The sequence below is a fragment of the Pseudomonas sp. PSB18 genome (assembly GCF_014596565.1).
Lineage (GTDB): Bacteria > Pseudomonadota > Gammaproteobacteria > Pseudomonadales > Pseudomonadaceae > Aquipseudomonas.
The window spans coordinates 496,471-517,948 of sequence record NZ_NOIN01000003.1 but is presented as its reverse complement, the minus strand read 5'-3'; the positions used below and the strand labels follow the sequence as shown (position 1 = coordinate 517,948).

The 21,478-nt window shown below is 63.0% G+C and carries 19 protein-coding genes; 10 read left to right on the top strand and 9 right to left on the bottom strand.

The genetic code is table 11. The features are described from left to right. Positions 1 to 153 precede the first annotated feature (153 nt). Positions 154 to 1,095, top strand: a complete 942-nt coding sequence (locus CGA22_RS10170; RefSeq protein ID WP_041024441.1) for an AEC family transporter — start codon at positions 154 to 156, stop codon at positions 1,093 to 1,095. A 140-nt stretch (positions 1,096 to 1,235) separates the two neighbouring features. On the opposite strand, the gene CGA22_RS10165 is transcribed toward CGA22_RS10170, so the two are convergent. From CGA22_RS10165 to gatC, 6 genes are all read right to left on the bottom strand, one after another. Beyond that, on the bottom strand, positions 1,236 to 1,616 hold the full coding sequence (locus CGA22_RS10165) for a carboxymuconolactone decarboxylase family protein (RefSeq protein ID WP_041024440.1): 381 nt from the start codon (positions 1,614 to 1,616) through the stop codon (positions 1,236 to 1,238). Then, positions 1,613 to 2,674, bottom strand: coding sequence for a calcium/sodium antiporter (locus tag CGA22_RS10160; protein ID WP_041024446.1), 1,062 nt, complete (start codon positions 2,672 to 2,674; stop codon positions 1,613 to 1,615). The genes CGA22_RS10165 and CGA22_RS10160 overlap by 4 nt, the downstream gene beginning before the upstream one ends. A 49-nt stretch (positions 2,675 to 2,723) precedes the next feature. Next, positions 2,724 to 3,101 carry a septal ring lytic transglycosylase RlpA family protein gene (locus tag CGA22_RS10155; protein WP_041024439.1) on the bottom strand — a complete coding sequence of 126 codons (378 nt, stop codon included), beginning with the start codon at positions 3,099 to 3,101 and terminating at the stop codon, positions 2,724 to 2,726. 179 nt (positions 3,102 to 3,280) lie between these two features. Beyond that, positions 3,281 to 4,726 (bottom strand): Asp-tRNA(Asn)/Glu-tRNA(Gln) amidotransferase subunit GatB, encoded by a 1,446-nt coding sequence (gatB, locus tag CGA22_RS10150; RefSeq protein ID WP_041024438.1) that lies wholly within the window; start codon positions 4,724 to 4,726, stop codon positions 3,281 to 3,283. 10 nt (positions 4,727 to 4,736) lie between these two features. Next, complete coding sequence (gene gatA / locus CGA22_RS10145; protein WP_041024437.1) at positions 4,737 to 6,188, bottom strand: Asp-tRNA(Asn)/Glu-tRNA(Gln) amidotransferase subunit GatA; 1,452 nt, start codon at positions 6,186 to 6,188, stop codon at positions 4,737 to 4,739. A gap of 16 nt (positions 6,189 to 6,204) precedes the next feature. After that, positions 6,205 to 6,492: an Asp-tRNA(Asn)/Glu-tRNA(Gln) amidotransferase subunit GatC gene (gene gatC / locus CGA22_RS10140; RefSeq protein ID WP_041024436.1), complete on the bottom strand. Its 288-nt coding sequence runs from the start codon at positions 6,490 to 6,492 to the stop codon at positions 6,205 to 6,207. A 237-nt stretch (positions 6,493 to 6,729) separates the two neighbouring features. Here gatC and mreB point away from each other — a divergent pair, with 237 nt between their 5' ends. The 8 genes from mreB (at position 6,730) to tldD (ending at position 18,182) form a co-directional block, all read left to right on the top strand. Next, positions 6,730 to 7,767, top strand: a complete 1,038-nt coding sequence (mreB, locus tag CGA22_RS10135; RefSeq protein ID WP_002555108.1) for a rod shape-determining protein MreB — start codon at positions 6,730 to 6,732, stop codon at positions 7,765 to 7,767. A 174-nt stretch (positions 7,768 to 7,941) separates the two neighbouring features. Further along, complete coding sequence (gene mreC, locus CGA22_RS10130) at positions 7,942 to 9,072, top strand: rod shape-determining protein MreC (protein WP_052435197.1); 1,131 nt, start codon at positions 7,942 to 7,944, stop codon at positions 9,070 to 9,072. Beyond that, positions 9,069 to 9,557 (top strand): rod shape-determining protein MreD, encoded by a 489-nt coding sequence (gene mreD, locus CGA22_RS10125; RefSeq protein WP_041024434.1) that lies wholly within the window; start codon positions 9,069 to 9,071, stop codon positions 9,555 to 9,557. The genes mreC and mreD overlap by 4 nt, the downstream gene beginning before the upstream one ends. Positions 9,558 to 9,734: 177 nt before the next feature. Beyond that, positions 9,735 to 10,331, top strand: coding sequence for a Maf family protein (locus tag CGA22_RS10120; RefSeq protein ID WP_041024445.1), 597 nt, complete (start codon positions 9,735 to 9,737; stop codon positions 10,329 to 10,331). A gap of 56 nt (positions 10,332 to 10,387) precedes the next feature. Then, the gene (rng, locus tag CGA22_RS10115) at positions 10,388 to 11,845 is read left to right on the top strand and encodes a ribonuclease G (protein ID WP_041024433.1); all 1,458 of its coding nucleotides are present in this window, start codon (positions 10,388 to 10,390) and stop codon (positions 11,843 to 11,845) included. 61 nt (positions 11,846 to 11,906) lie between these two features. Next, on the top strand, positions 11,907 to 15,710 hold the full coding sequence (locus CGA22_RS10110; protein ID WP_041024432.1) for a YhdP family protein: 3,804 nt from the start codon (positions 11,907 to 11,909) through the stop codon (positions 15,708 to 15,710). Positions 15,711 to 15,870: 160 nt separating this feature from the next. Beyond that, positions 15,871 to 16,734: a carbon-nitrogen hydrolase family protein gene (locus CGA22_RS10105; RefSeq protein ID WP_041020877.1), complete on the top strand. Its 864-nt coding sequence runs from the start codon at positions 15,871 to 15,873 to the stop codon at positions 16,732 to 16,734. Between the two features lie 5 nt (positions 16,735 to 16,739). Next, positions 16,740 to 18,182: a metalloprotease TldD gene (gene tldD / locus CGA22_RS10100; protein ID WP_003197828.1), complete on the top strand. Its 1,443-nt coding sequence runs from the start codon at positions 16,740 to 16,742 to the stop codon at positions 18,180 to 18,182. A 98-nt stretch (positions 18,183 to 18,280) separates the two neighbouring features. On the opposite strand, the gene yjgA is transcribed toward tldD, so the two are convergent. Next, on the bottom strand, positions 18,281 to 18,805 hold the full coding sequence (gene yjgA, locus CGA22_RS10095; RefSeq protein ID WP_041020876.1) for a ribosome biogenesis factor YjgA: 525 nt from the start codon (positions 18,803 to 18,805) through the stop codon (positions 18,281 to 18,283). A 107-nt stretch (positions 18,806 to 18,912) separates the two neighbouring features. On the opposite strand from yjgA, the gene pmbA reads away from it, so the two are divergent. Further along, positions 18,913 to 20,259 (top strand): metalloprotease PmbA, encoded by a 1,347-nt coding sequence (pmbA, locus tag CGA22_RS10090; protein ID WP_041020875.1) that lies wholly within the window; start codon positions 18,913 to 18,915, stop codon positions 20,257 to 20,259. Positions 20,260 to 20,328: 69 nt separating this feature from the next. On the opposite strand, the gene CGA22_RS10085 is transcribed toward pmbA, so the two are convergent. Next, on the bottom strand, positions 20,329 to 20,604 hold the full coding sequence (locus tag CGA22_RS10085) for an HPr family phosphocarrier protein (RefSeq protein ID WP_041020874.1): 276 nt from the start codon (positions 20,602 to 20,604) through the stop codon (positions 20,329 to 20,331). Between the two features lie 15 nt (positions 20,605 to 20,619). Further along, on the bottom strand, positions 20,620 to 21,477 hold the full coding sequence (rapZ, locus tag CGA22_RS10080; RefSeq protein WP_041020873.1) for an RNase adapter RapZ: 858 nt from the start codon (positions 21,475 to 21,477) through the stop codon (positions 20,620 to 20,622). Position 21,478 lies beyond the last annotated feature (1 nt).

The window sequence follows — 21,478 nt, the reverse complement described above, 5'->3', positions numbered from 1 at the left end:
GCTCTGCGTGGGAATGCAACCAGGGACGCTCCGCGTCCCGAGAGCCGAACGCGGAGCGTCCGTTGAGGCATTTCCACGCAGAGCGTGGGAACGATCAGTGGGAAAGTGGCTTATCATTAGCCACCTAACGACACTCCTCTCAAGGTCCCCGGCATGCTGGCAATTTTCCTCGAAACCCTGAACATCACCGCGCCGGTGTTTGCCATGCTGTTTCTGGGGGTGTTGCTCAAGCGCATCGATTGGATCAACGACAACTTCATCCACATCGCCTCGTCCCTGGTGTTCAACGTCACCATGCCAGCGCTGTTGTTTCTCGGCATTCTCCATGCCGATCTGCATGCGGCGTTGCAGCCGGACCTGCTGATCTATTTCTCCATCGCCACCCTGGTGAGCTTCGCCATGGCCTGGGGCTGGGCGATCTGGCGTTGTCCGCGGGAAGATCGCGGCATCTACACTCAAGGTGCGTTTCGTGGCAACAACGGGGTCATCGGCCTGGCGCTGGCGGCGAGCATGTATGGCGACTACGGGATTTCCCTGGGGGCGATTCTCGCGGCGCTGGTAATCCTGTTCTACAACACCTTGTCGACCATCGTGCTGGCGGTCTACAGCCCGGTGATCAAGTCCGACCCTTGGAGCATCTGCAAAAGCGTGTTCAGCAACCCGCTGATCATCAGCGTGATCATCGCCGCGCCGTTCGCCTACTGGCAGATCGGCCTGCCGAACTGGTTCGAGACATCAGGCAAGTACCTGGCGCAGATGACCTTGCCGCTGGCGTTGATCTGCATCGGTGGCACCTTGTCGCTGGCCGCCCTGCGCAAGAGCGGCCGGATGGCCATGAGTTCGAGCCTGGTAAAGATGGTCGGTCTGCCGGTGCTGACCACCCTGGGCGCCTGGCTCTGGGGCTTTCGCGGGGCGGAATTGGGGATCCTGTTCCTGTACTTCGGCAGCCCCACCGCCGCCGCCAGCTTCGTCATGGCCCGTGCCGCCGATGGCAACCATGAACTGGCCGCGGCGATCATCGTCATCACCACGTTGATGGCGGCGATCACCACCAACCTGGGGATCTTTGTGTTGCAGTGGGGTGGGTGGATCTAGGTTTTTGAGGCGCGCTTGAGGTCCAATCGCGAGCAGGCTCGCTCCCACATTCGACCGTATTCCTTCTGAACAAACCCGATCCACTGTGGGAGCGAGCCTGCTCGCGATGGCGCCAGTCCATACAGCCCCAGTCCCGTGCTTTACTCCGGCTTCTGATACGCCTCGATCACTTCCTGCGCTGCCCGAAACGCATCGATTGCCGCCGGCACCCCGGCATACACTGCGCAATGCAGCAACGCTTCGCGAATCTCCTCCACCGTGCAGCCGTTGTTCAGCGCGCCACGCACATGGCCTTTGAGTTCCTGCGGGCATTTGAGGGCGGTGAGGGCGGCAAGGGTGATCAGGCTACGGGTTTTCAATGGCAAACCTTCGCGGCTCCAGACGCTGCCCCAGGCATGTTCATTGACGAAGTCCTGCAGGGGCTGGGTGAATTCGGTGGCGTTGCCCAGGGCGCGGTCGACGAACGCGTCGCCCATCACCTGGCGACGCATGTCCAGTCCGGTCTTTGGAGTGTCGGTCATGGCAAATCCCTCTTGTGGTGTTGGCGGCGCCAGGCGCGCACGGAGGTGAACAACAAGAATGCAAGCAGGACCGGCAGCACGTAGAACAGCATCAGCCGTTCCAGTTGGCCAGCCAGGGGCATGCCGGTGGTGAACGACATCACGTGGAGCCCATAGGCCAGGTACAGGCCCAGGAGCAATAAGCCTTCGGCGCGGGTGACCCGATAGCCGGAATAGAACACCGGCAGGCACAGCACCGCCACGCCGAGCATCACCGGCAGGTCGAAGTCCAGCGCGTTCGGCGAAACCGAAAGCGGCGTCGGCGCGATGAGGGCGGTTACCCCGAGGACCCCCAACAAGTTGAACAGGTTGCTGCCGATCACGTTACCCACCGCGATGTCGCGCTGACCCCGCAAAGCGGCGATCAGTGAGGTGGCAAGCTCCGGCAATGAGGTGCTGACCGCGACGATGGTCAGGCCGATGATGCGTTCCGAAAGGCCCAGGTCGGTGGCGACTTCCACTGCCGCGCCCAGCAGCAGATGCCCGGCGAAAATCAGCATCGCCAGGCCCGCTGCAATCATCGACAGGCTCTTGAGCCAGGACGCCGGTGTCACTTTGACCGCTACGGCGTGGGGGCGCCCGGAGTGCCGTGACTGACGCAGCAACAAGCCCAGGTACACCGCCAGGGCGATCAGCAGCAGCACGCCGTCCAACCGTGTCAGCTCTTCGTTCCAGGCCAGCACGAACACCAACAGGCTGGCGCCGATCATCAAGGGGATGTCCAGGCGCACCAGTTGGCGCGAGACCCGCAATGGAATGATCAGCGCCGACAGGCCGAGGGTCACGAGGATGTTGAAGATGCCGCTGCCGATCACGCTGCCCACGGCGATGTCGGCGTTCTGCGTCAGGGTCGCTTGCAGGCTGACGGCCATCTGTGGCGCGCTGCTGCCGAAGGCGACGACGCTCAGGCCGATGATCAGGGGGCGTACTTGCAAGCGCGCCGCCAGGCCGACAGCGGCCCGCACCAGCAGCTCGGCGCCGGCGATCAGCAACAGCAGGCCACCGAACAGTTCGATCAGGCTGAACAGCGGTAAATCGGCGAGTAGGGAAATGGCCGGGCTCCGTCTATCAATCGTCGAGGGCTTGTACGCGGACCCGCGCGGTGCCGGTGCGCAACATGCCCAATTGCTCGGCGGCTTCACGGGACACGTCGATCAGACGGCCTCGGGTATACGGGCCGCGGTCGTTGATACGGACCACGACACTGTCATTGTTGCCCAGATTGGTGATTTTCACCCGCGTGCCGAACGGCAACTGGCGATGGGCGGCAGTCAGGCTGTGCTGGTCGAAGCGCTCGCCGCTGGCGGTGCGCTTGCCGTGGTGCCGGGCGCCGTAATAGGAGGCCATGCCTGTCTGGTCGTAGCCGTGTGGATCGACCGTCCCGCTCTGGCTGGCGCAACCGGCCAACAGGGACAGCAGGGCGCAGGCGCCGAGGAGACGCTTCATAGAAGGATTGTCCGAGACAAATGTGGGCGCGAGCCAGTGGGAGCAAAGCTTGCTCGCGATGAAAGATAACGCAATCTTCTGACGGATCGAGGTGCTTTCATCGCGAGCAAGCTTTGCTCCCACAGATTCGCTCCCCCAGGGGAGAATGGAGCCAGATTGAAAGACTGGCCCCATGGCCGTCAGCCCTCGAGCTTGCTTTTCAGCAGTTCGTTGACCTGTTGCGGGTTGGCCTTGCCCTTGGAGGCTTTCATGGCCTGGCCGACGAAGAAGCCGAACATCTTGCCGCGCTTGGCTTCGTCCGCCGCACGGTACTGTTCGACCTGCTCGGCGTTGGCCGCGAGCATTTCATCGAGTACGGCGGAAATGGCGCCGGTGTCGGTGACTTGCTTCAAGCCGCGCTTCTCGATGATCTCGTCGGCGCTGCCTTCGCCATTGGCCATGGCTTCGAAGACCATCTTGGCGATCTTGCCGGAGATGGTGTTGTCCTTGATCCGCAGCAGCATGCCGCCCAGTTGCTCGGCCGACACCGGCGACTCGTCGATTTCCAGCCCCTGCTTGTTCAGCAGGCTGCCCAGTTCGACCATCACCCAGTTGGCCGCCAGCTTGGCGTCGCCGCCGATGCCGACGACTTTTTCAAAGTAATCGGCTTGTTCGCGGCTGGTGGCCAGGACGTTGGCGTCATAGCTCGACAGCCCGAACTGCGCCTGGAAGCGCTCGCGTTTCTGCGGTGGCAGCTCCGGCAGGGTGGCGCGCACGTCATCGAGGAACGAATCTTCGATGACCACCGGCAGCAGGTCCGGGTCGGGGAAGTAACGGTAGTCGTTGGCTTCTTCCTTGCTGCGCATCGGACGGGTCTCGTCCTTGTTCGGGTCGTAGAGGCGGGTCTGCTGGATGACCTTGCCGCCGTCCTCGATCAGTTCGATCTGGCGCTGGATCTCGCTGTTGATCGCCTTCTCGATAAAGCGGAACGAGTTGACGTTCTTGATCTCGCAGCGCGTGCCGAATTCCGCCTGGCCCTTGGGCCGGATGGATACGTTGCAGTCGCAGCGCAATGAGCCTTCGGCCATGTTGCCGTCGCAGATGCCCAGGTAGCGCACTAGTGCGTGGATCGCCTTGACGTAGGCCACGGCTTCCTTGGCGCTGCGCATGTCCGGTTCGGAGACGATTTCCAGCAGCGGCGTGCCGGCACGGTTCAGGTCGATGCCGGTGGCGCCGTTGAACTCTTCGTGCAGGCTCTTGCCGGCGTCTTCTTCTAGGTGCGCCCGGGTGATGCCGACACGCTTGACCGTACCGTCTTCCAGGGCGATGTCCAGGTGGCCCTTGCCGACGATTGGCAGCTCCATCTGGCTGATCTGGTAGCCCTTGGGCAGGTCCGGGTAGAAGTAGTTCTTGCGGGCGAACACGTTGTGCTGGCCGATCTCGGCGTCAATCGCCAGGCCGAACATCACCGCCATCCGCACCGCCTCGGCATTGAGCACCGGCAGCACGCCGGGCATGCCCAGGTCGACCAGGCTGGCCTGGGTGTTGGGCTCGGAGCCGAACGTGGTGGAACTGCCGGAAAAGATTTTCGACCGGGTGGTGAGCTGGGTATGAATCTCCAGCCCGATCACGACTTCCCATTGCATGTGTTTCTCCTCAGAAGCCGGTTGGGGTGCGGGTGTGCCAGTCAGTGTTCAACTGATACTGGTGAGCCACATTGAGCAGGCGGCCTTCCTGGAAATATGGTGCGAGCAACTGCACGCCCACCGGCAGGCCATCGACGAAACCGGCCGGCATGGACAGGCCCGGCAAACCGGCGAGGTTGGCGGTGATGGTGTAGACGTCTTCCAGGTAGGCAGCGACCGGGTCGCTGTTCTTGGCGCCGAGTTTCCAGGCCGGGTTCGGCGTGGTCGGGCCGAGGATGATGTCGACCTCGTTGAAGGCGGCCATGAAGTCGTTCTTCACCAGGCGACGGATTTTCTGCGCCTTGAGGTAGTAGGCGTCGTAGTAGCCCGCGGACAACGCGTAGGTCCCGACCATGATCCGCCGTTGCACTTCGGCGCCGAAGCCTTCGCCACGGGAGCGCTTGTACAGGTCGATCAGGTTTTCCGGGTTTTCGCAGCGATAGCCGAAGCGCACGCCATCGAAGCGCGACAGGTTCGAGGAGGCTTCCGCCGGGGCGATCACGTAGTACGCGGGGATGGCGTGCTGCATGTTTGGCAGGCTGATTTCCTTGACCACGGCGCCGAGCTTTTCCAGTTCCTTGACGCTGTTGTGGATCAGGTCGGCGATGCGTGGGTCGAGGCCGGCACCGAAGTACTCCTTCGGCACGCCGATGCGCAGGCCTTGCAGCGAGCCGTTGAGGCTGGCGCTGTAGTCCGGCACCGGTTCATCGATGCTGGTGGAGTCGTTCGGGTCGAAGCCGGCCATGCCTTGCAGCAGCAGCGCGCAGTCTTCGGCGGTGCGCGCCAAGGGGCCGCCCTGGTCGAGGCTGGAGGCGTAGGCAATCATGCCCCAGCGCGACACACGACCGTAGGTGGGCTTGAGGCCGGTGAGGTTGGTGAACGCCGCGGGCTGGCGAATCGAGCCGCCGGTGTCGGTGGCGGTAGCGGCCGGCAACAGGCGCGCGGCCACGGCAGCGGCGGAGCCGCCGGACGAACCGCCCGGCACGTGTTCCAGGTTCCAGGGGTTTTTCACGGCGCCGTAGTGGCTCGACTCGTTGGCCGAACCCATGGCGAATTCGTCCATGTTGGTCTTGCCCAGGGTCACGGCGCCGGCGGCGGCCAGCTTGGCGACCACGGTGGCGTCGTAAGGCGCCTTGAAGTTGTCGAGCATCTTCGAGCCGCAGCTGGTGCGCACGCCCTGGGTGCAGAACAGGTCCTTGTGGGCAATCGGCGCGCCGAGCAGGGCGCCGGCTTCACCGTTGGCACGGCGGGCGTCGGCCGCCTTGGCCTGGCTAAGGGCCAGGTCTTCGGTCACGCTGATAAAACTGTTGAGCTGCGGGTCGAACTGGGCGATGCGCGTCAGCAGGGCCTTGGTCAGCTCTTCGGAGGAAAACTTTTTGTCGGCGAGTCCGCGGGCGATCTCGGCCAGTGTCATGTGATGCATGAGAGGCTCTTTCCCTTTAGTCGATGACTTTCGGAACCAGGTACAGGCCGTTTTCGACCGCTGGCGCGATGGACTGGTAGGCCTCGCGGTTATCGGCTTCGGTCACGACGTCGGCGCGCAGGCGCTGGCTGGCTTCCAGTGGGTGGGCCAGTGGTTCGATACCGTCGGTATTGACCGCCTGCATCTCGTCGACCAGCCCCAGAATGCTGTTCAGGGCAGAAGTGATGTGTGGAAGATCGGCTTCATTGAGGCCCAGGCAGGCCAGATGAGCGATTTTTTCCACGTCGGAGCGTTCAAGCGCCATGGGATTCTCCAGTGGAAAACAGAACGGACGCAGTCTGTCCGTGTGTTAGATTGTCGGAACACTACCGCATTTCTAAGGTCCAGTGCCCTGTGTCACAACAGGGCATTGGCCGCGATTGTAGGGTTTGGTGCACAGAAAAGCGGCCAATTTAACATATTGGCGCCTTGCCCAAAATCCCTGTCGTTGTTAGAGTTTGCCGCACTTTTTTACCCACGCGTTGCCTAGGGTCCCTTTCCCATGTTCAAGAAACTGCGTGGCATGTTTTCCAGCGATCTTTCCATTGACCTGGGCACTGCCAACACCCTTATTTACGTGCGCGAGCGCGGTATCGTCCTGAATGAACCCTCGGTCGTGGCCATCCGCACCCACGGTAACCAGAAAAGTGTCGTGGCTGTTGGTACCGAAGCCAAGCGCATGCTGGGCCGTACACCGGGCAACATCGCGGCCATTCGTCCGATGAAGGACGGCGTGATCGCCGACTTCAGCGTCTGCGAGAAGATGCTGCAGTACTTCATCAACAAGGTTCACGAAAACAGTTTCCTGCAGCCCAGCCCTCGCGTGCTGATCTGCGTTCCATGCAAGTCCACCCAGGTGGAGCGTCGTGCCATCCGTGAATCGGCCCTTGGTGCCGGTGCCCGCGAGGTGTTCCTGATCGAAGAGCCGATGGCCGCAGCCATCGGTGCCGGCCTGCCGGTGGAAGAAGCCCGTGGCTCGATGGTCGTCGACATCGGTGGCGGCACCACCGAGATCGCGCTGATCTCCCTCAACGGTGTGGTCTATGCCGAATCCGTACGTGTGGGCGGCGACCGTTTCGACGAAGCGATCATCACCTACGTGCGCCGCAACTACGGCAGCCTGATCGGCGAATCCACTGCCGAGCGCATCAAGCAGGAAATCGGCACGGCCTACCCGGGCGGTGAAGTCCGTGAAGTCGACGTTCGTGGCCGTAACCTGGCCGAAGGCGTTCCTCGCGCATTCACCCTGAACTCCAACGAAGTGCTGGAAGCGCTGCAAGAGTCCCTGGCGACCATCGTCCAGGCGGTGAAGAGCGCCCTGGAGCAGTCGCCGCCGGAACTGGCATCGGACATCGCCGAGCGCGGCCTGGTGCTGACCGGTGGTGGCGCGTTGCTGCGTGACCTCGACAAGTTGCTGGCCCAGGAAACCGGTCTGCCGGTGATCGTTGCCGAAGATCCGTTGACCTGCGTTGCCCGTGGCGGTGGTCGTGCCCTGGAAATGATGGACAAACACACCATGGACCTGCTCTCCAGCGAATAAGTCTCGCCGGGTCCCTGTTGTTCGCTTCCGGGCAGCACTTTGCAGTGCTGCCCGTTGGCGTTTATCTTCTGTCATTCGTATCCAGGCCGGTTTGATGCCGTATGAATAAAGAGAACATTTGCCTGGGAGGAGCGGCTTATTAAACCGCTTTTTGCCAAGGGCCCCTCGTTGGGCGTGCGCCTGCTGGTGCTGGCCGTGCTATCGGTCGCGCTGATGGTGGTCGATGCCCGCTTCACACTGCTCAAGCCAGTGCGCAGCCAGATGTCGCTGGTCCTGATGGAATCCTATTGGATCACCGACCTGCCGCAACGGCTGTGGCAAGGTGTGGCCAGCCAGTTTGGCAGCCGGACCGAGCTGGTCGCCGAAAACGAAAAACTCAAGACCGAGAACCTGCTGTTGCAGGGGCGCCTGCAGAAGCTGGCGGCCCTCACCGAGCAGAACGTGCGGTTGCGCGAGTTGCTCAATTCCTCTGCGCTGGTCAACGAAAAGGTCGAAGTGGCCGAGTTGATCGGCATGGACCCCAACCCGTTTACCCACCGGATCGTCATCAACAAGGGTGAGCGCGACGGTGTGGTCCTCGGCCAACCGGTGCTCGACGCCCGCGGCCTGATGGGCCAGGTGGTGGAGTTGATGCCCTACACGTCTCGCGTGCTGCTGTTGACCGATACCACCCACAGCATCCCCGTGCAGGTGAACCGCAACGGCTTGCGGGCGATTGCCAGCGGCACCGGCAACCCGGAACGCCTGGAACTGCGGCATGTGGCCGACACTGCCGATATCAAGGAAGGCGACCTCCTGGTCAGCTCCGGCCTCGGCCAGCGCTTCCCGGCCGGCTATCCGGTGGCGACGGTCAAGGAAGTGATCCATGACTCCGGCCAGCCATTCGCCATTGTCCGTGCGGTGCCGACCGCCGCATTGAACCGCAGCCGTTACCTGCTGCTGGTGTTCAGCGACAACCGCACGCCTGAAGAGCGCGCCAACGACGCCGCCGTGGCCCAGGAAGCCCAGGACCGGCAGGGAGGCGAGGCAACCGCCCCCGGCACTGGCGCATCCGTACCCGCTGCAACGCCGACCCCATCCGTGTCCACGCCGGCTACGCCTGCCCCGGCAACCACGCCGGCTGCTGCGCCCACCGCTACGCCTGCCAGGTCGGCTGCGCCTGCAACGCCCGTCGCGACACCGGCCAAGCCCGCCGCTCGTGCACCGACCACTCATGCACCAGCGGCCCAACCGGCCCAACCGGCGCGACCCGCCGTCAGAGCGCCCGTCGCCACGCCCGCCACCAGGGGAGCACGAGAAGAATGAGCAGTACCCACTCCGGTAACGGCTGGATAGTCTGGTTGACCTTCGCCCTCGGCCTGTTGCTCAGCGTTTCGCCGCTGCCGCAATTCATGGAAATCCTTCGCCCGTTGTGGCTGGCCTTGTTGCTGGCCTTCTGGGCGCTGGCGCTGCCACACAAGGTCGGCATGGTCACCGCCTGGTGCCTGGGGCTGGCCGAAGACGTGCTCTATGGGACGCTGCTGGGGCAGAACGCGCTGATCCTGACCTTGATTACCTTCCTGGTGCTGTCGCTGCAGCAGCGCTTGCGGATGTTCCCGATGTGGCAACAGTGCCTGGTGATCCTGGTGATCTTCGGCCTGGCGCAATTGGTACAGCTGTGGCTCAGCGCGCTGACCGGCAATCGCCAGCCGACCCTGGCACTGGTGCTGCCGGCCTTGGTCAGTGCCTTGCTCTGGCCTTGGGTCAGCTTCGGTTTGCGCGGCCTGCGCCTGCGTTTCAAGATCAACTGATTCGCTCGGGCTGATATCAGGCTGTAGTCACTGTGGGGAGGGAGCTTGCTCCCGCTCGACTGCGCAGCAGTCGCAAGATTCAGGGCCACTTCGTGCCCCAGCGGGAGCAAGCTCCCTCGCCACAAAAACTCCCTGACCACGGTTGTCTTGCCTGCGTTTTAAAAGAGGGAAATGTTGATGAAACCGCTTTACCTCGCCTCAGGCTCGCCGCGTCGGCGTGAACTGCTCACGCAGATCGGCGTGTCCTTTACCTCCATCAGTGCGGACATTGACGAAACGCCTCTGGATCACGAAACCCCGTCGGCCTATGTCGAGCGCCTGGCGCGCGGCAAGGCCGAGGCCGGGCGGCGGGCCTTGCCGATCGACGACGGTGGTTGCGTGTTGGGCGCCGACACGGCGGTGGTGCTCGACGGGCAGATTCTCGGCAAGCCGCTGGACCAGGACGAGGCGCGCTCGATGCTGCTGGGCCTGTCCGGTCGCGACCATGAGGTGCTGACCGCCATTGCCGTACTGGACGGCCAGCGCTGCGAATCCCGGGTGGTTCGCAGTCGGGTGCGTTTCCGCCCTATTACCGAGGAGGAAGCGGCGGACTACTGGGCCAGCGGTGAACCCCGGGACAAGGCCGGTGGCTATGGCATCCAGGGGTTGGGGGCGGTCTTCGTCGCCGGGCTCGAGGGCAGCTATTCTGCGGTGGTTGGCTTGCCGCTGTGCGAAACCGCGCAACTGTTGGGCCATTTCGGCATACCCTGTTGGCAAACCTTGAACGTGCGTTGAGCGCCGTCTGACCAGATGCAGCCATTATCGTGAAAATGCCTGAACGAGACCCTGCCATGAGTGAAGAGATCCTGATCAACATCACGCCGATGGAATCGCGCGTGGCGGTGGTTGAAAACGGTGTGCTGCAAGAGGTACATGTCGAGCGCACGCAAAAGCGTGGCATTGTCGGCAACATCTACAAAGGCAAGGTGGTGCGGGTGTTGCCCGGCATGCAGGCGGCGTTCGTCGATATCGGCCTGGACCGCGCGGCATTCATCCATGCGTCGGAGATTTCCATGCGCGAGGGGCCTGCCGTGGAGAGCATCGGCGCGCTGGTCCATGAAGGCCAGAGCCTGGTGGTGCAGGTCACCAAGGACCCCATCGGTTCCAAGGGCGCGCGCCTGACCACGCAACTGTCCATTCCGTCGCGCTACCTGGTGTACATGCCACGCACCGCCCACGTCGGCATTTCCCTGAAGATCGAGGACGAAGCCGAGCGCGAGCGGCTCAAGCAGGTGGTCAGCGATTGCGTGGAGAAAGAAGGGATCAAGGAGGCCGGGGGCTTCATCCTGCGCACCGCGGCCGAAGGTGCCGGGGCCGATGAGATTCTCATGGACATCCGTTACCTGCGCAGGCTCTGGGACCAGATCGCCGCGCAGATCAAGACCATTGCCACACCGAGCGTGATTTACGAAGACCTGGGCCTGGCGCTGCGCACGCTACGGGACCTGGTCAGCCCCAAGATCGAGAAAATCCGCATCGACTCCCGGGAAACCTTCCAGAAGACCACCCAGTTCGTGGCCGAGTTGATGCCGGAAATCGCTGACCGGCTCGAGCATTATCCCGGCGAACGACCGATTTTCGACCTGTACGGTGTCGAGGACGAAATCCAGAAAGCTCTGGAGCGCAAGGTGCCGCTCAAGTCCGGTGGCTACCTGGTGGTCGACCCAGCCGAGGCGATGAGCACCATCGACGTCAACACCGGGGCGTTCGTCGGCCATCGCAACCTTGAAGAAACCATCTTCAAGACCAATCTGGAAGCCGCCACGGCCATCGCTCGCCAACTGCGCCTGCGCAACCTGGGCGGGATCATCATCATCGACTTCATCGACATGGAGGACGAAGAGCACCAGCGCCAGGTACTGAGGACCCTGGAAAAACAACTCGAGCGCGACCACGCCAAGACCAACATCATCGGCATCACCGAGTTGGGCCTGGTGCAGATGACCCGCAAACGCACCCGCGAGAGCCTCGAGCAGGTGTTGTGTGAGCCATGCAGCGCCTGCCAGGGCCGGGGCAAGCTCAAGACCCCGGAAACCGTGTGTTACGAAATCTTCAGGGAAATTCTCCGGGAAGCGCGCGCCTACCAGGCCACTGGCTATAGAGTGTTGGCGAACCAGAAAGTGGTGGACCGCCTGCTCGATGAGGAGTCGGGTAATGTCGCGGAGCTGGAGGCCTTTATCGGGCGCACGATTCGCTTCCAGGTGGAAACCATGTACTCCCAGGAACAATACGACGTTGTGCTGCTCTGAAGTGGCTCCTGAAGCGGTGGTCTCGCCGATTTGAATACCTTTGCCTGGGGAGTCCACTGACATGGAGCGTTTGACCCGCATTCTGGCCGCACTGACCCGCTGGGGCTTGGGCCTGTGCGCGCTGCTGCTGGTGCTGCTGGCGCTGTATGTCAGCCTGGGGCGGGAACTGGCACCGCTGGTAGCCGAATACCGCGTCGAGATCGAGAACCGGGCCACCGAAGCGCTGGGCATGCCGTTGCACGTTGACAGCCTGGAGGGCACGTGGAGTGGCCTGGCGCCGATACTGCTGGCTCGCGACGTGATGATCGGTGAAGGGGCCAATGCCATGCACCTGGATGAAGTGCGTGCCGTGCCCGACCTATGGGCCAGCTTGCTGGCCCGCCAGGTCCGCATCGCCCATCTGGAGCTCGGTGGCCTGAAAATCAGCCTCAAGGAGGGAGCCGACGGCAAGTGGGCCCTGGAAGGCCTGCCGGTCAAGGACGATCAGCCGTTCGACCCGCAGCAACTGTTTGATCGCATGCAGATGGTATCGAAACTCTCGATCCTGGACAGCCAGGTAACCTTGCAGCCGCTGGATCAAGCACCGCTGACCCTGACCTATGTCGGCCTGAGTCTCAGGACCGGCGTCAGCCGCCAGCGCCTGGATGCGCGCCTGACCCTGCCCGACGGGCAACCGGTGGCAATCAACCTGCGTACCCGCATCCGCGCCGCCGACTGGAAGAACGGCCAGGCCGATGCCTACCTCAGCCTGCCACAGAGCGACTGGTCGAAATGGCTGCCGAAGCGCCTGACCCGGGAATGGAATTTCTCCCAGGCCAAGGCCGGCGGCGAGTTCTGGCTGAGCTGGGGGAGCGGCACGCTGCAAAGCGCCGCCATGCGCCTGAATGCGCCGGACATCAGCGGCGCCTACGCCGACCGCAAGCCGATACAGATTCGCAACCTTGGCCTCAACGGTTATTTCCAGCGCGGCAGCGACGGGTTCACCGCGACGTTCGATTCCCTGGCGATGAGCCTGGGCGAAGTCCGTTGGGAGTCGCGCCTGCAATTGCAGCAGAGCGTTGCCACCGAGAAGACTGAAGAGCTCTGGCACGTGCAGGCCGATCGCCTCGACCTGACCCCGCTGACGCCGCTGATCAATGCCTTGGCGCCTTTGCCCGCGGGCGTAGCGACGGCAATCGACCGCCTCAGGTTCACCGGTGCCCTGCGCAATGTGTTGGTGGACTATAGGCCGCAGAATGCCGGCGATCGGAAGGTCAGCTTCGCCACGAACCTGGACACGGTGGGCTTCGACGCCTATCACGGCGCCCCGGCGGCGCGTAACGTCTCGGGCAGCCTCAGCGGCGACCTCGGTGGCGGCGAGCTACGCATGGACAGCAAGGACTTTTCCCTGCACCTGGACCCGATCTTCGCCAAACCCTGGCAATACCTGCAGGCCAATGCGCGGCTGACCTGGAAGCTCGATCAGCAAGGGTTCACCCTGATTGCGCCATATCTCAAGGTGCTGGGGGAGGAGGGCCGGATTGCCGGCGATTTCCTGATCCGCCTGCATTTCGACCACAGCCAGGAAGACTACATGGACCTGCGGGTCGGCCTGGTGGATGGCGATGGACGCTACACCGCCAAGTATTTGCCGGCGGTGTTGAGCCCCGCCCTGGATGAGTGGTTGCGCACGGCTATCGTCAAGGGTGCCGTGGATGAGGGTTTTTTCCAGTACCAGGGTTCGCTGAACCACGGTGCCGAGGACGCGGCCCGCAGCATCAGCCTGTTCTTCAAGGTGCATGATGCCGAGCTGGCCTTCCAGCCGGGCTGGCCCTCGGTCAGCAAGGTCAGTGGCGACGTCTTCGTCGAAGACAGCGGCGTGCGCATCTTCGCCAGCCAGGGGCAATTGCTGGACACCCAGGTCAAAGACGTGATGGTGAACATTCCCCATGTCCCGAGCGGGCAACATTCCCACCTGCTGCTGGAGGGCGGTTTCGCCGGGGGCTTGGGGGACGGGCTGAAAATCCTGCAGACGGCACCGATCGGTACGGCCGAGACGTTCGCCGGCTGGGAAGGCGAAGGTGGCCTGCAAGGCACTGTGAAGCTCGATATCCCGTTGGCCAAGGGTGACCCACCGCAGGTGCTGGTGGACTTCAGCACCGCCGACGCCCGACTCAAACTCAGCAATCCGGTGCTGGAACTGACCCAGCTCAAGGGCGATTTCCGCTTCGACAGCAGCAAGGGGCTGAGCGGCAAGAACATTGCGGCCCGGGCATTCGACCGACCTTTGACCGCGCAGATTTTTGCCGATGGCCGTGCCGGTGCGCTCAATACCCGGGTGGTTGCCTCCGGGCGGCTGGAGGTCAAGAAGCTCACTGACTGGTTGAACGTTACCCAGCCATTGCCCGTTTCCGGGGTCGTTCCGTACCAGTTGCAGGTGATTCTCGACGGGGCCGACAGCCAGTTGTCAGTCAGTTCCAACCTCAAGGGCGTGGTGGTCGACCTGCCGGCGCCTTTCGGCATGACGGCCGATACCGGGCGCGACACCGTGTTCCGCATGACATTGCAGGGGCCGGAGCGACGTTACTGGGTCAATTATGGCGACCTCGCCAACCTCACATACGCAGCGCCGGGCGGGAAGCTGGCCGACGGTCGCGGTGAGCTGTTGCTGGGCGGCGGCGATGCGGTCTTGCCTGGGGCCAAAGGGTTGCGACTGCGTGGGACGCTGTCGGAACTGGATGTCGGGCCGTGGCAAGACCTGATGAACAAGTACGCCGGACAGGACCCGAGCGGCAGCGCCAAACAATTGCTCAGCGGTGTCGACCTGAAGGTGGGCAAGCTCACGGCCATGGGGACGATACTGGACCAGGCGTCGGTGCAGCTGGACCGCAAGCCGGATGCCTGGGCCTTGCGGCTCGACAGCCAGCAGGCCAAGGGCAACGCCAGCCTGCCGGATGCGAAGAGCGCTCCGATCGGGATCAAGCTTGACTATGTTCGCCTGCCGGCCGCGGACCCGACGGTGCAAGCCGATGAAAACGCGCCGGACCCATTGGCGTCGGTGGACCCGACACGGATCCCGGCCATGGATATCGCGATCGACCAGTTGTTCCAGGGACCGGATCTGATCGGAGCCTGGTCGTTGAAGGTGCGTCCGACCAGCAAAGGCATCGCGTTGAACAATCTGGACATGGGCCTCAAGGGCATGCTGCTGCAGGGCAGTGGCGGCTGGGAAGGCGTGCCCGGTTCCACCCGCAGCTGGTACAAGGGGCGCATCGGCGGCAAGAACCTGGCGGATGTGCTCAAGGGCTGGGGATTTGCCCCAAGTGTGACCAGCCAGGACTTCCATATGGACGTCGATGGCAACTGGCCCGGCTCACCGGCGTGGGTCGCGACCAAGCGCTTTTCCGGCAGTCTCGACGCGTCGCTGAGCAAGGGCCAGTTCGTCGAGGTCGAGGGCAGCGCCCAGGCGTTGCGGGTGTTCGGCCTGCTGAACTTCAACTCCATCGGCCGGCGGCTGCGCCTGGACTTCTCCGACCTGTTCGGCAAAGGCTTGAGCTATGACCGGGTCAAGGGGCTGCTGGTGGCGAGCAATGGTGTCTACGTGACCCGTGAACCCATTACCCTGACGGGGCCTTCGAGCAACCTGGAACTCAACGGGACATTGGACATGGTGGCCGATCGGGTCGATGCCAAGTTGCAGGTGACATTGCCGGTGACCAACAACCTGCCGATTGCCGCGCTGATTGTCGGCGCGCCGGCGGTGGGCGGCGCGCTGTTTCTGATCGACAAGTTGATCGGCGACCGCGTGGCGCGTTTTGCCAGCGTAAGATATGACGTCAAGGGACCGTGGAAAGAGCCGAAGATCACCTTCGACAAGCCGTTCTGATGGACAACGCCAATCCCCCTGTGGGAGCGAGCCTGTGGGAGCAAAGCTTGCTCGCGATGAACGATGACGCGGGTTTACGGTTGGACCGAGTCGTTCGTATCGCGAGCAAGCTTTGCTCCCACAACCCTCGTGGCGAGGATAAGGACAGGAGGGAAACACCATGCCAGTCGCGGTGATTCAAATGGTCAGCCAGAGCGATGTGCTCGCCAACTTGGCGCGGGCCCGTGTATTACTGGAACAGGCCGCAGCTGGCGGTGCGCGGTTGGCGGTGTTGCCGGAAAACTTCGCGGCGATGGGGCGGCGGGACGTGGCCGACCTCGGGCGTGCCGAAGCCTTTGGTCAGGGACCGATCCTCCCCTGGTTGAAACAGGTCGCCCGCGACCTCAGGTTATGGATTGTAGCCGGCACGTTGCCCTTGCCGCCGGCGGACCGGCCCGAGGCCAAGGCCCATGCCTGTTCGTTGCTGGTGGACGATCAGGGCCTGATCGTGGCTCGGTACGACAAGCTGCACCTGTTCGACGTGGATGTGGCGGACAATCGTGGGCGCTACCGTGAGTCTGATGACTATGCTTATGGCGGCAACGTCGTGGTCGCCGATACACCGGTGGGAAGGGTGGGCCTGACGGTCTGCTATGACTTGCGCTTTCCGGAGCTTTACAGCGAACTGCGGGCTGCCGGCGCCGAATTGATCACGGCACCCTCGGCGTTCACCGCCGTCACCGGTGCAGCTCATTGGGAGGTGTTGATTCGCGCCCGAGCCATCGAAACCCAGTGTTATGTGCTGGCGGCCGCCCAAGGGGGCGTGCATCCGGGGCCTCGGGAGACCTTTGGTCATGCGGCTATTGTCGATCCCTGGGGGCGAGTGCTGGCGCAACAGGATCAAGGCGAAGCCGTGTTGCTAGCCGAGCGCGACAGCAGCGAACAGGCGTCCATCCGGGCGCGCATGCCGGTGGCCAGCCATCGGCGCTTTTTCTCGCAGGGCGCTCGACAGCGACCTGTCCAAGACGACGAATTCAAGGCGTAAAACATATGAGCGGGTTGTTGTCCTCAGTCAGTGAACACCTTCTAGCCCCCGGCGGCGTGACCCTTGAGAGCCTGCAAGGCGTCCTGGGCGACCTGGCCGGTCCGGGTATCGATGCGGCCGACCTGTATTTCCAGGGCCAGATCTCCGAGTCCTGGTCGTTGGAAGACGGCATCGTCAAGGAAGGCAGTTTCAACCTTGACCAGGGCGTGGGCGTACGTGCCCAGTCCGGTGAGAAAACCGGATTTGCCTACAGCAATGCCATTACCCTCGAAGCCCTGGGGGCTGCGGCCCGTGCGGCGCGTTCGATTTCCCGTGCCGGCCAGAACGGTACGGTCCAGGCCTTCAGCAGCCAGGACGTCGCGCAGTTGTATGCACCGGATAATCCGCTGGAGGTCATGAGCCGCGCCGAGAAGGTTGAACTGCTCAAGCGCATCGACGTCGCGACCCGGGCCCTCGACCCGCGCATCCAGCAGGTGTCGGTGAGCATGGCCGGTGTCTGGGAACGCATCCTGGTGGCGTCGACCGACGGCGGCCTGGCGGCGGATGTGCGACCGCTGGTGCGTTTCAATGTCAGTGTGATCGTCGAGCAGAACGGTCGCCGCGAGCGCGGTGGGCATGGTGGTGGCGGGCGTACCGATTACCGCTATTTCCTCAGCGAAGACCGCGCCATGGGCTACGCCAGGGAGGCCTTGCGCCAGGCGTTGGTCAACCTGGAAGCCATTCCGGCGCCGGCTGGCACGTTGCCGGTGGTGCTGGGGTCCGGTTGGTCCGGTGTGCTGCTGCACGAAGCGGTGGGGCATGGCCTGGAGGGGGATTTCAACCGCAAGGGCAGTTCAGCCTACAGCGGGCGCATGGGCGAAATGGTTGCTTCGAAACTCTGCACCATTGTCGACGATGGCACTTTGGCGGGGCGGCGCGGCTCGTTGAGCGTCGACGACGAGGGTACCCCGACCGAGTGCACCACGCTGATCGAGAATGGCGTACTCAAGGGCTACATGCAGGACAAGCTCAACGCGCGGTTGATGGGCGTGGCTCGCACCGGCAATGGTCGCCGTGAGTCTTATGCGCACCTGCCGATGCCGCGCATGACCAACACCTACATGCTTGGCGGTCAGAGTGATCCGGCGGAAATCATCGCTTCGGTGAAAAAAGGCATCTACTGCGCCAACCTTGGCGGCGGCCAGGTGGACATCACCAGCGGCAAATTCGTGTTCTCCACCAGCGAGGCCTACCTGATCGAGGACGGCAAGATCACCGCGCCGGTCAAAGGCGCGACGCTGATCGGTAACGGACCGGAGGCCATGAGCAAGGTGTCGATGGTCGGTAACGACCTGGCGCTGGATAGCGGCGTAGGGACGTGCGGCAAGGACGGGCAGTCGGTGCCGGTGGGTGTCGGTCAGCCGACCCTGAAGATCGATGCGATTACCGTGGGTGGCACGGGCGCATGAAATACTCCGTAGGGCTTGTGAATCATTGTGGCGAGGGTGCGAGCTCCCTCGCCACAATGACGCGACCCCTCAAAGGGAGTGGGTGAGAACGGGAGCGATCAGCGCAGGCCGCGTTGAGTCTCGTCCAGCTCACGGATGTACTTGAAGATTTTACGGCTCGAAGCCGGTGGCTTGTTCTGCGCCACTTCGTGCTGAGCCTGACGGATCAGGGAGCGCAGTTGCTGGCGATCGGCCTCCGGGTAGTCGACGACGAATTTTTCCAGGGTGCCGTCGTCGCCTGCGATCAAGCGATCGCGCCAGCGTTCCAGGTTATGGAAGCGTTCGTTGTACTGCCGGGTGGAGGCGTCGAGTTGATCGAGCAGCACCAGGATGGCGTCAGTGTCCTGATCGCGCATCAGTTTGCCGATGAATTGCAGGTGCCGTTTACGCGCGATATTCGCGGTGTGCTTGGGCGCATCGGCCAGGGCCCGGCGCAAGGCGTCGGTCAAGGGCAGTTTGGCCAGCAAGTCCGGCTTGAGTGTTGTCAGGCGCTCGCCGAGGTCAACCAGAGCATGCAGCTCGCGTTTGACCTGGGATTTGCTTTTTTCACCCTCGTAGAGGGAGTCGTCGTAAGAATCAACCATGGGGGCAGTCCGCAAAGAAACGCCGCCATGATAACCAGTCGGGGGCCGCTTGTCCGGCCCGGTCGCTCGAAGGCCTTACCGAAAGCAGAATTTGAGTGGAGAAAGCCATGAGTGCAGTTCAGAGCGTCGGCCCGCAAGCATTGCCGGCACTGCAGGAGCAGGTCGAGCAGATCCTCGCCGAAGCCAAGCGACAGGGCGCCAGCGCCTGTGAGGTGGCGGTGTCCCTGGAGCAGGGCCTGTCGACGTCGGTACGCCAGCGTGAGGTGGAAACCGTCGAGTTCAACCGCGACCAGGGTTTCGGCATTACCTTGTACGCGGGGCAGCGCAAGGGTTCGGCCAGCACCTCGGCCAGCGGCCCGGACGCCATTCGCGAAACTGTCGCCGCGGCATTGGCGATTGCCCAGCACACCTCCGAAGACGAAGCCTCGGGCCTGGCCGACGCCGCCCTGATGTGCAAGGAAGCGCGAGATTTCGATCTGTTCCACGCCTGGGACATCACCCCCGAGCAGGCCATTGAACAGGCGTTGCGCTGTGAAGCGGCAGCGTTCGATGCCGATCCGCGGATCAAGAATGCCGACGGTACGACGCTCAATACCCATCAGGGCTGCCGGGTATACGGTAACAGCCACGGTTTCATCGGTGGCTATGCGTCGACCCGTCACAGCCTCAGTTGCGTGATGATTGCCGAAGCCAATGGCCAGATGCAGCGCGATTACTGGTACGACGTGAACCGCCAGGGCACTCTGCTGATGGACCCGCTGGTGATCGGCCAGAAAGCCGCGCAACGGGCGGCCAGTCGCCTGGGCGCGCGACCGGTGCCGACCTGTGAAGTGCCGGTGCTGTTTGCCGCCGAGCTGGCCGGTGGCTTGTTCGGCAGCTTCCTGTCGGCGGTGTCTGGCGGCAACCTGTATCGCAAGTCTTCGTTTCTCGAAGGCGCCCTGGGTCAGAAACTGTTCCCGGAATGGATGACCATCGACGAGCGCCCGCACCTGATGCAGGCCATGGGCAGCTCGGCGTTCGACGGTGATGGCCTGGCCACGTATGCCAAGCCGTTCGTGGAGAGGGGGGAGTTGGTGTCCTACATCCTCGGCACGTATTCGGGCCGTAAACTCGGCATGCCGAGCACCGCCAATGCCGGTGGTGTGCACAACCTGTTCGTGACCCATGGCGAAGAGGACCAGGCGGCCTTGCTGCGGCGGATGGGAAGAGGGTTGCTGGTGACCGAGCTGATGGGCCATGGCCTGAACATGGTGACCGGCGATTACTCCCGGGGTGCGGCCGGCTTCTGGGTCGAAAATGGCGAGATTCAATTCCCGGTCCAGGAAGTGACCATTGCCGGCAACATGCGCGATATGTTCAAGCAGATCGTGGCGGTGGGCAATGATCTGGAACTGCGCAGCAACATCCGCACCGGTTCGGTGTTGATCGAGCGGATGACGGTGGCGGGTAGCTGACCGCTATCGCAATAAAAAAGCATCCTGTGGCGAGGGGATAAATCTCCTCGCCACAACAGCCCTGCGGTGTCAGCCACCTTCATCGAAGTAGTTGTTGATCAGTTCCACCAGGGCGTCCATCGCCTCCTGCGCTTGTTCACCTTGGGTTTCCAGGTAGATCTTGGTGCCCTTGCCCGCAGCAAGCATCATCATGGCCATGATGCTTTTACCGTCAACCATGGATTCAGGCGTCTTGCCGACGCGGATGGTCGTTTCCTTGAACTGACCTGCCACGCCGACAAACTTGGCTGAGGCCCGGGCGTGCAAGCCCAGCTTGTTGATGATTGTAATTTCCTGAGCAGGCATCGCGATGTGAATCCTTTAGCTGAGGTCGCGGTGGCGAACCTGGACATTCTTCAGGGATTGTTGCAGGAGCTGACCCAGGCGTTCAGTCAGGTAGACGGAGCGATGATGACCGCCGGTACAGCCGATGGCGATCGTGACGTAGGCGCGGTTGCTCGCGGCAAAGCGGGGCAGCCATTTAAGCAGGTAGCTGGAGATATCCTGGTACATTTCCTCGACATCCGGTTGGGCCGCCAGGTAGTCGATCACCGGTTGGTCGAGCCCGGATTGCTCGCGCAGCTCCGGTTTCCAATAAGGGTTGGGCAGGCAACGCACATCGAACACCAGATCGGCGTCTACCGGCATGCCACGCTTGAACCCGAAGGACTCCACCAGGAACGCCGTGCCTGGCTCCGGCTGGTTCAGCAGGCGTAGCTTGATGGTGTCGCGCAACTGATACAGGTTCAGGTTCGTGGTGTTGACCTTCAGGTCCGCCAGGTCGGCGATGGGGCCCAGCAACTGGCTTTCGTCTTCAATGGCTTCGGCCAGCGAGCGGTTGGCATTGCTCAGCGGGTGGCGCCGCCGGGTCTCGGAAAAGCGCTTGAGCAGCGTTTCGTCATCGGCATCCAGGTACAGCACATCGCACTGGATATGCCGATTGCGCACTTCCTCGAGCAGTTCGGGAAAGCGCGACAGGTGGCTCGGCAGGTTGCGCGCGTCGATGGAAACCGCCACCAGCGGTTGCGCCAGCTCGGTGTGGATCAGCGCCCGCTCGGCCAACTCCGGCAGCAGGCCGGCCGGCAGGTTGTCGATGCAATAGTAGCCGCTGTCCTCAAGCACATCGAGAGCCGTGCTTTTACCGGAGCCGGAGCGGCCACTGACGATGATCAGGCGCATG